Source organism: Saccharothrix sp., assembly GCF_031180885.1.
In the GTDB taxonomy this organism is placed as follows: domain Bacteria; phylum Actinomycetota; class Actinomycetes; order Mycobacteriales; family Pseudonocardiaceae; genus Actinosynnema.
Window position 1 is genome coordinate 94,201 of record NZ_JAPSLK010000018.1, and the last position, 13,435, is coordinate 107,635.

Annotated in this window: 12 protein-coding genes; 10 read left to right on the top strand and 2 right to left on the bottom strand. The window is 72.5% G+C overall.

The features are described 5' to 3' along the window. Positions 1 to 133: 133 nt before the first annotated feature. The gene (pepN, locus tag RIN75_RS21720) at positions 134 to 2,695 is read right to left on the bottom strand and encodes an aminopeptidase N (RefSeq protein WP_309113824.1); all 2,562 of its coding nucleotides are present in this window, start codon (positions 2,693 to 2,695) and stop codon (positions 134 to 136) included. A gap of 219 nt (positions 2,696 to 2,914) precedes the next feature. Between pepN and RIN75_RS21725 the strand changes: the two genes are divergently transcribed. The 3 genes from RIN75_RS21725 (at position 2,915) to RIN75_RS21735 (ending at position 7,495) form a co-directional block, all read left to right on the top strand. Further along, positions 2,915 to 3,523: a DsbA family protein gene (locus RIN75_RS21725; protein WP_309113825.1), complete on the top strand. Its 609-nt coding sequence runs from the start codon at positions 2,915 to 2,917 to the stop codon at positions 3,521 to 3,523. A gap of 56 nt (positions 3,524 to 3,579) precedes the next feature. Further along, positions 3,580 to 4,935: an aldehyde dehydrogenase family protein gene (locus RIN75_RS21730; RefSeq protein ID WP_309113826.1), complete on the top strand. Its 1,356-nt coding sequence runs from the start codon at positions 3,580 to 3,582 to the stop codon at positions 4,933 to 4,935. Between the two features lie 280 nt (positions 4,936 to 5,215). Next, positions 5,216 to 7,495, top strand: a complete 2,280-nt coding sequence (locus RIN75_RS21735; protein ID WP_309113827.1) for a LuxR C-terminal-related transcriptional regulator — start codon at positions 5,216 to 5,218, stop codon at positions 7,493 to 7,495. Between the two features lie 2 nt (positions 7,496 to 7,497). Here the strand turns inward: RIN75_RS21735 and RIN75_RS21740 are convergent, their stop codons facing one another. Continuing rightward, positions 7,498 to 8,211 (bottom strand): 2-phosphosulfolactate phosphatase, encoded by a 714-nt coding sequence (locus RIN75_RS21740; protein ID WP_309113828.1) that lies wholly within the window; start codon positions 8,209 to 8,211, stop codon positions 7,498 to 7,500. Positions 8,212 to 8,239: 28 nt separating this feature from the next. On the opposite strand from RIN75_RS21740, the gene RIN75_RS21745 reads away from it, so the two are divergent. Genes RIN75_RS21745 through RIN75_RS21775 form a run of 7 tightly spaced genes read left to right on the top strand, consistent with a single transcriptional unit; the run spans position 8,240 to position 13,409 of the window. After that, a complete protein-coding gene (locus RIN75_RS21745) occupies positions 8,240 to 8,707 on the top strand; it encodes a ribose-5-phosphate isomerase (RefSeq protein ID WP_309113829.1) in 468 nt (155 codons plus the stop codon). Between the two features lie 13 nt (positions 8,708 to 8,720). Next, entirely contained in the window at positions 8,721 to 9,497 is a 777-nt protein-coding gene (locus tag RIN75_RS21750) for a hypothetical protein (protein ID WP_309113830.1), read from the top strand. Next, positions 9,490 to 10,293, top strand: coding sequence for a DNA-formamidopyrimidine glycosylase family protein (locus tag RIN75_RS21755; protein WP_309113831.1), 804 nt, complete (start codon positions 9,490 to 9,492; stop codon positions 10,291 to 10,293). Before RIN75_RS21750 ends, RIN75_RS21755 begins: the two co-directional genes overlap by 8 nt. A 56-nt stretch (positions 10,294 to 10,349) precedes the next feature. After that, positions 10,350 to 10,844, top strand: coding sequence for a YbaB/EbfC family nucleoid-associated protein (locus RIN75_RS21760; RefSeq protein ID WP_309113832.1), 495 nt, complete (start codon positions 10,350 to 10,352; stop codon positions 10,842 to 10,844). Between the two features lie 9 nt (positions 10,845 to 10,853). After that, on the top strand, positions 10,854 to 11,159 hold the full coding sequence (locus RIN75_RS21765; protein ID WP_309113833.1) for a type VII secretion target: 306 nt from the start codon (positions 10,854 to 10,856) through the stop codon (positions 11,157 to 11,159). Continuing rightward, entirely contained in the window at positions 11,156 to 12,796 is a 1,641-nt protein-coding gene (locus tag RIN75_RS21770; RefSeq protein WP_309113834.1) for a hypothetical protein, read from the top strand. Before RIN75_RS21765 ends, RIN75_RS21770 begins: the two co-directional genes overlap by 4 nt. Beyond that, positions 12,771 to 13,409, top strand: coding sequence for a pentapeptide repeat-containing protein (locus RIN75_RS21775; protein ID WP_309113835.1), 639 nt, complete (start codon positions 12,771 to 12,773; stop codon positions 13,407 to 13,409). Before RIN75_RS21770 ends, RIN75_RS21775 begins: the two co-directional genes overlap by 26 nt. Positions 13,410 to 13,435 lie beyond the last annotated feature (26 nt).

Genomic DNA, 13,435 nt, shown 5'->3' on the forward strand with positions numbered 1-13,435 from the left:
ACGCCGAAGGCCGCGCCCCACTCCGGGACGCGGCCTTCGTTTCGTCTAGAGGTCGAGCGTGCAGGGCGGCATCCACCTCGGCCACAGGACGCGGGTGGCGGCGAGCTGTGCCACCCGCGTCCTGCGCACCACGTCAGGACCGGTCGAACTCCTGGGCGGCCAACGCGCGGACGATGCCCGCGCGGCCCTCGGACACCAAGCGGCGCAAGGCCGGGGGGCGTTCCTCGGCCAGCCACGTGTCCGCCGCCGCCACCGTGTCCTGGGCGATGGACCACGACGGGAACAGGCCGATCACCATCGACTGCGCCCGCTCCGAAGACCGCCGCTCCCACACGTCCGCCACGTCCTCGAAGTACCGCGCCACGAACGGCTGCAGCAGCTCCTTCTGGCCCGGGTGCTGGATGCCCGCCACGATCGCCTCGCTGACCGCGTTCGGCAGCTCGTCGTCGTTCACCGCCCGGTCCCAGGCCTCTTCCTTCGCCTCGACCGTCGGCCGCAGGGCCCGAGCGGACTCGGCGCGCCGGCGGCCGGTGGCGGTGGGGTCGCGTTCCTCCTCGGCGGTGATCTCCGGGAGGTCCGCGGCACCGTGCGCCACGAGAGCCTGGAGCAGGCGCCAGCGAAGATCGGTGTCGACGTCCAGGCCGGGCAGCACGTCGGTGCCGTCGTACCAGCCGCGCACGACCTCAAGATCAGCGGCCTCCAGCACCGAACCCGCCAGCGCGTTGACGAACGCCAACTGGTGGTCCGACCCCGGCTCCGCCGCCCGCGCCAGTTCCAGCATCTTCGCGGTGAACCGCCGCCAGCCCTCGTCCCGCCACGACGCGTCCGCGTACGACGACAACGCCGTCTGCGCCTGGAGCAGCAGCCGCTGCACGACGCCGACCTCGGTCTCCGCGTGCAGCCCGCCCAGCACCAGGTTCACGAAGTCCCGGGCCTTCAGCTCGGCCTCGCGGGTCATCTCCCACGCCGCCGACCAGCACAGCGTCCGCGGCAGCGGCTCGGCGATGTCGGAGATGTGGTCGATCAGGGACGCCAGCGAGTCGCTGTCCAGCCGCATGGTGCAGTACGTCAGGTCGTCGTCGTTGACCAGCACCAGCTTGCCGCGCGGCACGCCGACCAGCTCGGGCACCTCGGTGCGCTCGCCGTCCACGTCCAGCTCGACCCGGTGGGTGCGGACCAGCTTGCCCGACGCGTCGGAGTCGTAGATGCCGATCGCCAAGCGGTGCGTGCGCAGTTCACCGGCGCCCGGCCGGGCGCCGCCCTGCAGCACCGCGAACTCGGTGAACTTGCCGGAAGCGTCCACGGTGAACTTGGGGCGCAGCAGGTTCAGGCCGGTGGTCTCCAGCCACTGCGCGCTCCACCACGACAGGTCGCGGCCGGACGCCTCCTCCAGCGCGGACAGCAGGTCCGCCAGGGTCGCGTTGCTCCACGCGTGCTTGGCGAAGTACACCCGCAGGCCCGCCAGGAAGTTCTCCAGCCCCACGTAAGCCACGAGCTGCTTCAACACGGAAGCGCCCTTGGCGTAGGTGATGCCGTCGAAGTTGACCTCGACCGCCTGGAGGTCCGGGATGTCCGAGGCCACCGGGTGCGTCGACGGGAGCTGGTCCTGCCGGTACGCCCACGACTTCTCGATCTTGGCGAACGTCGTCCACGCCTGCCGGTACTCGGTGGCCTCGGCCTGCGCCAGCACCGACGCCCACGTGGCGAACGACTCGTTCAGCCACAGGTCGTCCCACCACCGCATGGTGACCAGGTCGCCGAACCACATGTGCGCCATCTCGTGCAGCACGGTCTCCGCGCGCCGCTCGTACAGGTACCGGGTGACGCGGCTGCGGAAGACGTAGTCCTCCAGGAACGTGACGCAGCCCGCGTTCTCCATCGCGCCCGCGTTGAACTCCGGCACGAAGCACTGGTCGTACTTGCCGAACGGGTACTTGACCCCGAACGCCTGGTGGTAGAACCCGAAACCCTGCTTGGTCTCGGTGAACAGCCGGTCGGCGTCCATGTGCTCGGCCAGCGACGCCCGGCAGTAGATGCCCAGCGGGATCGTGGTGTCGCCGTCGGTGTACTCGTCGCGCCACTCCGCGTAGGGGCCGGCGACCAGTGCGACCAGGTAGGTCGACATCGGCTTGGTGGTCTCGAACACGTGCTTGTCCGCGCCGCCGACACCGTCCACAGTGGACTCGACCGGGGCGTTGGAGATGACCTTCCAGTCCGCCGGCGCGGTGACGGTCATGGTGTAGACGGACTTCAGGTCCGGCTGGTCGAAGCAGGCGAACATGCGCTTGGCGTCGGCCGTCTCGAACTGCGAGTACAGGTACACGCCGCCGTCGACCGGGTCCACGAACCGGTGCAGGCCCTCACCGGTGTTCATGTACCGGCAGTCGGCCTCGACGGTCAGCTCGTTGACGTCGCGGAGGTCGGGCAGCGCGATGCCGTCCTCCTCGCGGTAGCCGGACACGTCCAGCTCGACCCCGTTGAGGACGGCGCGGTGCACGGTGGCGGCCACGACGTCGACCCACGTCGACGCGCCCGGCGTCCGGCTGCGGAAGTTGACCGTCGTGGTCGAGCGGAACACCTCCGAGCCGGGCTTGCCGCCGCCGTCGGTCAGGTCCAGCTCGATCCGGTAGGAGTCGACTTCCAGCAGCGCAGCCCTCTGCTGCGCCTGGTCGCGGGTCAGGTTGGGTGCCGCCACTGGTCACCTCGTCTGCCGACGCCCACGTTGCCCGGGCGCCGACGTCGTCGGAACGGGGAGAAGTGTCGTGTCGGTGAACACGACAGTCGCATCCAATCACGTGGGACGGGGAGAAGTGGACTGGCGTCCGAGGGAAGACTCCGTCAGGTCCACGGGTTGCACTCAGACGACGCCGCCGCGGCGGACCGCCGCACGAGCAACCCAGAGGAGACACCCAACATGTCGGCACCCACCAAGGTCGACTTCTACTTCGACCCGGTCTGCCCGTTCGCGTGGATCTCGTCCCGGTGGATCCTGGAGGTCGAGAAGCACCGCGACCTGGACCTGAACTTCCGGGTGATGAGCCTTTCGGTGCTGAACGCCGGTCGCGACCTCGACCCCGGCTACCGCGAGCTGCTGGACCGGGCGTGGGGCCCGGTGCGGGTGGCGATCGCCGCCGCCAAGCACCACGGCGACGGCGTCCTGCGCGACCTCTACAACGCCCTCGGCACCCGCATCCACAACGAGGGCGTCAAGGACTACGACGTGGCCATCAAGCAGGCGCTGGAGGAGGTCGGCCTGCCCGCCGAGCTGGCCGAGGCCGCCCACTCGACCGACTACGACGAGGACCTGAAGGCCAGCCACCACCGCGGCATGGACCCGGTGGGCGAGGACGTCGGCACCCCGACTATCCACATCGACGGCGTGGCCTTCTTCGGCCCGGTGCTGACCGCGATCCCGCGCGGCGAGGACGCGCTGAAGGTGTTCGACGGCGCGGTGGCGCTGGCGAGCTACCCGAAGTTCTTCGAGCTGAAGCGCACCCGGACCGGGGGCCTGGACTTCTCCTGACCCGGCCGATGTGACACTCTGGGGCAAAAATCGCCTCAGAGTGTCACAGGAGCGTCATGATCGAGGTCGTGAACCCGGCCACCGAAGAGGTCGTCGGTACCGTCCGCGCGGGCACCCCGCAGGACGTGGACAACGCCGTGACCAGGGCTTCCGCCGCCTTCGACGGGTGGTCGGCGACCCCGGTCGAGGAGCGCGCGAAGATCGTCCGGCGGATCGCCGACGAGCTGGAGGCCCGGGCCGAGGACCTGGCCTCGACCATGACCACGGAGATGGGCACGCCCATCACGTTCGCCCGGAAGGTGCAGGTCCCGAACCCGGTCGGCATCGCCCGGGGCGTGGCCGACGCGCTGGACGACGGGTACTTCGCGGGCGAGGAGATCGGCAACTCGCTGGTGCTGCGCGAGCCGGTCGGCGTGGTCGGCGCGATCACGCCGTGGAACTTCCCGCTCCAGCAGATGGTGGCCAAGGTGGTGCCGGCGCTCGCGGCGGGCAGCGTGGTCGTGCTCAAGCCCAGCGAACTGGCGCCGTTCACCGCGGACCTGCTGGCCGAGGTGCTGCGCGCGGCGGGCGTGCCGGACGGGGCGTTCTCGCTGGTCCACGGCACGGGGCCGGTCGTCGGCGAGGCGCTGGCCGCGCACCCGCTGGTGGACATGGTGTCGTTCACCGGGTCCACGCGGGCGGGCCGGCGAGTGGCGGCGCTGGCCGCCGAGACGGTCAAGCGGGTCGCGCTGGAACTGGGCGGCAAGTCGGCCAACGTCGTGCTGGACGACGCCGACCTGACGCGCGCGGTGAAGATCGGCGTGGCCAACGCGTTCATGAACAACGGCCAGGCGTGCAGCGCGTGGACCCGGCTGCTGGTGCCCGCCGAGCGGCACGACGAGGCCCTGGAGATCGCCGCCGCGGCCGCAGCCAAGTACGAGCCGGGCGACCCGGCGCTGGCCACCACCCGCCTCGGCCCGGCCGTGTCCGCCGCGCAGCGGGACCGCGTCGTCGGCTACATCCGGCGCGGTGTCGAGGAGGGCGCCACGCTCGCCCAGGGCGGGCCGGGCGCGCCCGCTGAACGCGGCTTCTACGTCACGCCGACCGTCTTCGGCTCGGTGACGCCGGACATGGCGATCGCGCAGGAGGAGATCTTCGGGCCGGTGCTGTCGGTCATGCCGTACACCGACGAGGGCGATGCCGTGCGGATCGCCAACAGCACCGTCTACGGGTTGGGCGGCGCGGTGTTCTCCGCCGACACCGACCGGGCGCTGGCCGTCGCCAAGCGCTTGCGCACCGGGCAGGTGGACGTCAACGGGGCGGCGTTCAACACCAGCGCGCCGTTCGGCGGGTACCGGCAGTCCGGCAACGGCCGCGAGTTCGGGCGGTTCGGGCTGGACGAGTTCACCGAGGTCAAGTCCGTCCAGAGGTGACGGCGCGCCGTCGGTTCGAGCCGGCGGTGACGTGTCGATCGGGGTCTCAGCGGGTTGGGACGGCCCGCGAGACCCCGATCACAGCCCCCCGCGGTCGGCCACCGGGAGAGCGCTAGGGGAGAGCAGTCCGGATGGCACGACCGTGCGTTGTCCTCGGGAGAGGAACGCGGCCCACTCTCCCGCGACCGCCGCGCGGCCGGTACCCGGGAACTCCGCAGTCCCGCGAACCGGGGGTCCCCTAAGCTTCGGCGTCGGCCTCCTGGGAGGCGGTGGGGGGACGATGACGACAGGACGGACGCGGACCGGACTGCCCGCACCCGTGACCGAGCTGGTCGGCCGGGACGCGCTGGTCGCCGAGACCACCGGCCACGTGCTCGGGCCGGACCGGGTGGTGACGCTCGCCGGCCCCGGCGGCGTCGGCAAGACGGTGCTCGCGCTGGAGGTCGCCCGGCAGTGCCGCGACCGGCGCCCCTGGACCGTCGCGGTGGCCCGACTGGGTGACGCGACCCGCGCGGAGGAGCTGCACCGGGCGGTCGTGCACGCGGTGGGCATCACCGACCAGTCCAGCGCCGACCCGGTGGACGTGCTGGTCGACCAGTTGCGGGACCGCGAGCTGCTGCTGGTGCTGGACAACTGCGAGCACCTGGCCGAGGCGGCGGGCGACCTGTGCGCGGTGCTGCTGGAGGAGGCCCCGGGCGTGCGGGTGCTGGCCACCAGCCGGCACCACCTGGGCATCGCGGGCGAGCGGACGGTCGTCGTGCCACCGCTGTCGCTGGACGGCGGTTCCGACGAGATCTCCGACGCCATGCGCCTGCTGCTGCGCCGCGCCGAGTCCGCCGGCCGCCACATCACCCCCTCGACCCCCGCCACCCGGGACGCGCTGGCCGAACTCGTCGAGTGGTCCAGCGGTCTGCCCCTGGTGCTGGAGCTGATCGCGGTCCGACTCGGCGGCGGCATGGCGCCCCGGGACGTCCTCGACCGCCTGGACGGTGGCCGCCTCCTGGCCACCCGCACCCGCCGCGTCCGCAGCCACCACCGGACGCTGGAGCAGACCCTGGACTGGTCCTACGCCCTGTGCTCGCCCGAGCAGCAGCGGCTGCTGGCACGGGTCTCGGTGTTCGCGGGCGGGTTCACGCTGCACGCCGCCGAACAGGTCTGCGCCGGCGACGGGATCGCGGAGCACGAGGTCATGGACCTGCTCGCGGACCTGGTGGCGCGGTCCCTGGTCGACACCGGCCACGACGGCCGCTACCACCAGCTCCAACCGATCCGCGAACACGGCCGCCGCCGGCTGGCCGCCCTGGGCGAGCAGGACCGGGTCCGCGACGCCCACCTCGGCTACTTCCGCGCCCTCGCCGCCCGCTACGCCGCCGACTGGTACTCGCCCGACGAGGTGACCCTGCTCCGCGCCGCCCACGCCGAGCTGCCCAACTTCCGCGCCGCCCTGAACCACTGCGCCACCGCCCCCGACCGCGCCGAACTCGGCTTGGGCCTCCTCACCGACCTCGGCCGCCTCCGCGCCCAGTTCTTCCACGCCCTGTTGGGCGAGTTCCGCACCTGGCTGTCGACGCTTTTGGACCTGGCCCCGGTCCGGCCGTCCCCGGAACGCGTGGGCGCGACCGCGACCCTGGGCTGGATCGCCCTGTGCCAGGGCTCGCAGGACACCGCCCGAGCCGCCCTGGACCACTGCCGGGAACTGGTCGGCCCGGCGGAGGTCGCGCCCGTGGTCTTCCTCGAAGGCGCGTGGGCGATGCTCGTGGACGACGACCCGCGCGGCACAGCCCTGCTGACCCGGGCCGTCGACCTCGCCGACGCCCCGGGCGACCGCGGCCAGTTCAAGCTGATCCGAGCCCTGGCCGCCGGTTTCCACGGCGACGAACCCACCGGCACCGCCGCCACCGAGGACTGCCTGGCCGACGCCCAGGCCGCAGGTGCGGCGTGGGCCACGAGTTGGGCCCGGTGGGCGTGTGGCCTGGTCCCGCTGCGCCACGGTGATCCGTCGAAGGCTGTCGCGTGGTTCCGCGAGAGCCTGGAGACCCAGGTCGGACTGCGCGAGCAGTGGGGGAGCACGTGGTCCACCGAGGCGATCGCCTGGGCGTTGGCGGCCGTGGCCGAACGCGACACGTCGGCGGCGGGTGTGCTGGAGTCGATCGCGGAGCTGCTGGGCGCGGCCGTGGGCTTGCAGGAGGCGACCGGTGTCGCGATCGGCGGCCTGGTGCCGTTCCGCGGGCAACGCGAAAAGGCCCGCGAAACCGTGGTGGCGAAACTCGGCGAAACCCGTTTCCAGCAGGCATTCGAACGCGGCACCGCCATGGACGACAGAGACGAGGTCTACGCCCTCGCCCTACGCCCACAAATCCGCCGAGCCGCCTTACCGAACCTCACCACCAGGCAGCGGGAAATCGCATCACTGGTCGCGGCCGGCCACCCCAACCACGTCATCGCGACCCGGCTGCACCTGTCGGTGTCGACCGTGGAGAACCACCTGACCGCCATCTTCACCAGGACGGGCGTCGCCAATCGAGTGGAATTGGCTGCCTGGATAGCCCGCAACACCTGATTTCAGGCCCGCAGCACACCGTCCACCAAACGCGGCACGGCGGTGCTCACGTTCACCTGCGACGCCAGCTCCACATCCCCCGCGTGCCCCGCCGCGACCAGCTCACGCCCGGACACGCACCCCGCCACGATGTCCTCGACCGGCGCCCGCGCGAACACCTCCGCCGCCACGCACGCCTCGACCGACGCGGACCCGTAGCCGAGCAGTGTGGCCATCACCGCACCCGCGCCGACCAGGTCCTCGATCGCAGGCCGCAGCGGTCCGCGGTGGGCGGTCTTCGGGCTGTTGATGTCCACACCCCATCGTTCCCCGGCCGGGATGACCCCGATCGGGCCGCCCTGGGCCAGCTCGCGGGCGGCCAGGGCGACCGCGCGGGCGTTGCGCAGGCAGCCGGCCAGGACCACCGAACCGGTGGACACGGCCAGGTCGCACAGCGTGGCCCCGTTGGGCGACGGCAGCTCCAACAGCGTGCCCGCGGGCATGTCCACCAGCGACGACGGGCGCAGTGACCAGCTCGGGTCCGCGGGTCGCGCGGCCTGTTCGCGGTCGGTCCAGCGCACCGGGCGCAGTGCGGCGCCCCGGCTCACCACGATGTCGGCGGCGGTGCTGAACGACAGGACGTCGACGATCACCAGCACGGCGCAAAGCCCGCCGAGCGCCGTGACGCCCTCGTCACCCCACTCCAGCCTGAGCTGGGAACCCTCTTGTCCGAACACTCGAACAAGGATGGCAGACTCCCGGGACGTGCGTGTTTACCTGGGATCCGACCATGCGGGCTTCGAGCTGAAGGCCCACCTCGCGAAGCACCTGGCCGCCGCCGGCCACGACGTGGTGGACGTCGGCCCCGACGAGTACGACGCCGAGGACGACTACCCGCCGTTCTGCATCGACGCGGCCCGCCGCGTGGTGGCCGACGAGGGCAGCCTGGGCGTCGTGATCGGCGGCTCCGGCAACGGCGAGCAGATCGCGGCCAACAAGGTGCCCGGCGCCCGGGCCGCGCTGGCCTACAGCGTGGAGACCGCGAAGCTCGCCCGCGAGCACAACGACGCCCAGCTCATCGGCCTCGGCGCGCGGATGCACAGCACCGAGGAGGCGGTGGAGATCGTCGAGGCGTTCCTCGCCACCCCGTTCTCCGGCCAGCCCCGCCACGCTCGCCGCATCGCGATCATGAGCGAGTACGAGCGCACCCGCGAGGCCCCGCCGCTGCCCTGAGCCGACGACACCGATGATCCGAGACCTGCTGTTCACCGATCTCGACGGCGCGCGGTTGGCGGACCCCGAGACGGTCATCGAGGCGGCGGCCGACGAGCCCCGGTACCTGGAACGGGTGCCGGGGCTGCGGTCGGTGCTGGTGGACGACGCCGCCGGCCGCTACCACCGCTACCTGGCCCTGCTGGCGCTCACGTCGTGGGGCCACGCCCCGGTGTACCCGGTGGTCGCGGCGACGGTCGAGCAGGGCCGGAACTCCCCGTGGCACGGGATGCTCACCGACAACGAGGGTCGCGACCGCACGTTCCCGGCGCTGGCCGGCGCGGTCGCCGACGGCGCGCGGTTCGTGGCCGAGGCCGGCGAGCCGGACCGCCGGCGCGTGCTGCGGGCCATGCTCGGCCGGGCGGACGAGGTCTACTTCGGCTGGCAGCTCGGCCATGCGGTGGACGCCCCCGAGTGGACGCGGGATCTCGTCGAGGCGATCGAGCGCGGCCTGGCGCGCCCGGCCGACGCCTGGGCCTTGCCGGCTGCGCGCAAGCCCGTCTGCACCGTCGTGTCCCCGCCGTCCACCATCCCGGTCGCGCTTCGGCGCATGAAGACCTTCCGCGCCCCGGCCGTCCCCCGGTTCGGCGACCACGGCTTCGACCTCGCGTTGCAACTCGCCGACCTGTGCGCCGTGCTGGCCAAGCACGACCGCGCGCGGGCGGTGGACCTCGCCGAACGCCTGCTGCGCCGCGACTCCCGGACGGTCGTGCGCACCCACCTGTGTTCGGTGGTGCCGTTCCGTGCCTGAAGGCCACACCCTCCACCGACTCGCCCGCCTGCACCACCGCCGCTACGCCGGTCGCGCCGTCGAGGTCACCAGCCCGCAGGGCCGGTTCCTCGCGTCTACTGTGGACGGTCAGGTGCTGAAGAAGGCCGAGGCGCACGGCAAGCACCTGTTCCACGTCTACGGCCCCGACGCCACCGTGCACGTACACCTGGGCCTGTACGGGACTTTCACCGAATTCGCGCACCCGGTGGTCGACCCGGTCGGCCAGGTCCGGATGCGCCTGGTCGGCGAGACCCACTGGACCGACCTGCGCGGCCCGACCCGCTGCGAGGTGCTGACCGACGCCGAGGTGAAGGCGTTGCGCGGCCGGCTGGGCCCGGACCCGTTGCGCCGCGACGCCGATCCGGACCGCGCGTTCGCCAAGATCACCAAGTCCCGTCAGCCCATCGGCGTGCTCCTGATGGACCAAGCCGTTCTGGCCGGCGTGGGCAACGTGTACCGGGCGGAAGTCCTGTTCCGCCACGGGGTTCACCCGCTCACGCCGGGCAGCGAGGTCGACCGCGCGCTGTGGGGCGTCCTGTGGGCCGACCTCGTCGTGCTCATGCGCGCCGGCGTGAAGGTCGGCCGCATCGACACCGTCCGCCCCGAGCACCTGCCGGAGGTCACCGGCCGCGCGCCGCGCAAGGACCGGCACGGCGGCGAGGTCTACGTCTACCGGCGCGCCGGCCTGCCGTGCCTGGTGTGCGGCACACCGGTGGCGATGGCGGACCTGGTGGGGCGCAACCTGTTCTGGTGCCCGGGCTGCCAGCCGTCCTAGCCTGCTAACGCGAGCCGGACCCGGAACGATCACCGGTGCAGGAGAGGGGGCCCGTGGTGACCGAACCCGTGTTCGGCGGCGACGAGGTGCGCACGGAGCAGGAGATCGCCCGGTGGGCGGCCGGCGTCGCGGCCAAGGCGGAGAAGTACCAGCAGGTGAGCGCGCAGGTGGCCGAGGTCGCCGTGCACGAGGTGTCCCGCGACGGGCTGGTGCGGCTCAGCGTCGGCGCTTCGGGGGCGTTGCAGCACCTGGAGATCTCCGACAAGGCCCGCGAGGTCTCCGGCGCCACGCTCGCCGCCTCGATCATGGCCACCATCCGCCGCGCCCAGTCGAGGATCGCGAACGAGGTGTCCGCGATCGTCACGTCGGTCGGCGTCGACGACCCGGGAACCGCGGACGCCCTGGTGTCGTCGTACCGGCAGCGTTTCCCGGAGCCTGCGCCCGACACCCCGCCCTGGGCGGACCAGGTGCGGCCGTCGGCGCCTCCGCCGCCCGCGCGGCGGCCCGTCCAGGACGACGAGGACTGGGATGGTCCCGCCGTCACCGAGTAGGGGGTGTGCGTGAGCGGCTACGAGGTCGTCGCCGACGAGTTACGGGGCCACGCCGACCGGTTGCGCGGCGTGGAGGACCAGTTGAACCAGGCGGTGGACGCGGCGCGGCAGGTCAGCCTGTCGGCAAGTGCCTACGGCAAGACCTGCTCGATGCTGCCGCCGATGATGATGTTCATCGCCAACGCCGGCGTCGCCTCGTTGACCGAGGTCGCCGGGTCGGTGGGCGAGACCATCGCGGGCGTCCGGCGCACCGCCGCCGACTACGACGCCGTCGAGCAGACCAACACCCGTCCGTTCCGGGACGGGACCCGATGAACAACCCGCTGGTCGCGCCGCGCCAGGACTCGACGCAGTCCTACACCGGCATCGGCATCGTCGAATCCGCCGTGGACCTGTACAACGGCGTCCGCAACGGCTCCTGGGTGGAGGCCGGGCTCGGTCTCGCCGGCACCGGCCTGGAGGCCCTGTCGTTCGTGCTCGACCCGCTGGGCTCGATCGTGGCCTCCGCGGTGTCGTGGCTGATCGAGCACGTCGGCCCGCTGCGCCAGGCGCTGAACTGGCTGGCCGGCGACAGCGACCAGATCGCGGCCTACGCGCGGACGTGGCAGAACGTGTCCCAGGCGGTGAACCGGGCGGGCGGCGACCTGACCGCCGAGGCGACCCGCGGCACGGCCGGCTGGACCGGCCCCGCCGCCGACGCCTACCGGGCCTCGGTGACCAACCAGTCCCACCACATCACCGCCGCCGCCAACTGCGCGGGGATCGTCAGCGCGGTGGTGGAGGTCAGCGGCGTGCTGGTCGGCACGGTCCGCGGCCTGGTCCGGGACCTGATCGCCGAGTGCGTGGCCACCCTGCTCGCCCGCATCCCGCAGTGGCTGGCCGAGGAGGCGGTGACCCTGGGCTTCGCGACGCCGCACGTGGTGGCGGCGGCGACGTCGATCATCGCCAAGTGGGTCGCGAAGATCGCCGACAAGATCACGTTGCTGATGCGGTCGATCGCGAAGCTGCGCCCGCTGCTGTCCCGGCTGGACGAGCTGTGGGACCTGATCAAGCGCGGCCTCAAGGCCCTGCGCAAGGCCCCCGACGGCCCCGGCGCGCCGCGCACGCCGGACCCGGTGAAGAAGCCCGGCAACACCGACGTGAAGCCCCAGGGCACGGACGGGACCCCGACCGGCGGCAACACCAACACGTCCGGTGCCCCCGTGTCCCAGCCGCCGCAGGTCAACGGCGGCACCACGAACACCTCCGGCGTGGACGCGCCGACCTCGGGCAGCAACCCGCCGCCGTCGTCGGGCAACCCGCCCACCTCGGGCAACCCGCCGACCGACGGCAGCGGGAGCGGCAGCGGCGGGGGCTCGGGCAAGCCCCCCGGCGACAACAACCCGCCGCCCCCGACGCCGGGCGGCGACCCGCACCCGGCCCTGCCCCGCAGGCCCACGGACCTGTCCCAGCCCCACCCGGAGCTGACGCCCGCCGAGAAGGCGGCACTCGACCGGCACCTCAGGGAGCTGGAGGCGAAGAACTCGGAGCGCTTCGCCGACGTCGCCCGCGACCCCGACCACAACGGCAAGGTCCGCCCCGGTTCGCAGGACGAGGCCCGGGTCATGCTGGACCTGGAGGAACGCGGCTTCGGCCCGTTCGACCGGCCGAAGGACGCGGACGGCAAGCTGATCCCCGACCGGGGCGACTTCGTGGACGCCAATGGCCAGAAGTGGGACATGAAGGGCGCCCACTCCGACTGGCCCCCCGGCGTCCCGGACAAGGTCCGCAACAGCGGCCCGTTCCCCAACGCCTACACCGAGCAGTGGTTCCGCGAGACCGTCCAGGGCCAGTTCAACGATGGGCGTAACGTCATCATGGACACGCGGAACGCCAGCGCCGCCGACATCGAGAACATGAAGGCCGTCGTCGCGAAGGAGGGCTGGGGTGACCGCATCATCTGGTACCCGTGACCAGTGGCAGCCGCCGCGCTGGCCCACCTCCGCCGAGGGCGCCGAGGCGTTCCGCGACTGGCTGGGCGACCCGTCCCAGCCGCTGTACGCCCTGGACCTCGACCTGCGCGGCGCGGACCTGTCCGGCGGCCCGTTCGTGGAGTCGTGGTTCAGCCGGTCCAACCTGGCCGACACCACGCTGCGCGGCATCGAGCTGTGGGCCGCCCACTGCGAGGGGACCCGCTTCATCCGCGCCGACCTCACCGACGCGGACCTGGTGCGCGCGGTGGTGCGGGGCGCGAGCTTCGTCCGGGCCACCCTGGTCGGCGCGAACCTGAGGAAGGCCGACGCGACCGACGCCAGGTTCACCGAAGCCGACCTGACCCGCGCCACCCTGGCCGGCGCCACGTTCCTGCGCGCCGACTTCAGCCGCGCCAACCTGTCCGACGCGGTGGTGGAGTCCACGTCGTTGCTGGACGCGGTGCTGGTGGACGCGACGGTGACGGGGATGCGGGGGACCGTGCGGGGGCCGGTGGAGGTCGTGCCGGGAGTGAAGTTGGACGGGTCGGAGCTGGAGCAGTGGTTCGGCGCGCGCGGAGCCGCCGTCTCCGTCCTGCGCACCCAGTCCGTCTAGTCGCGCTTTGAACGAACGCCCCGCTG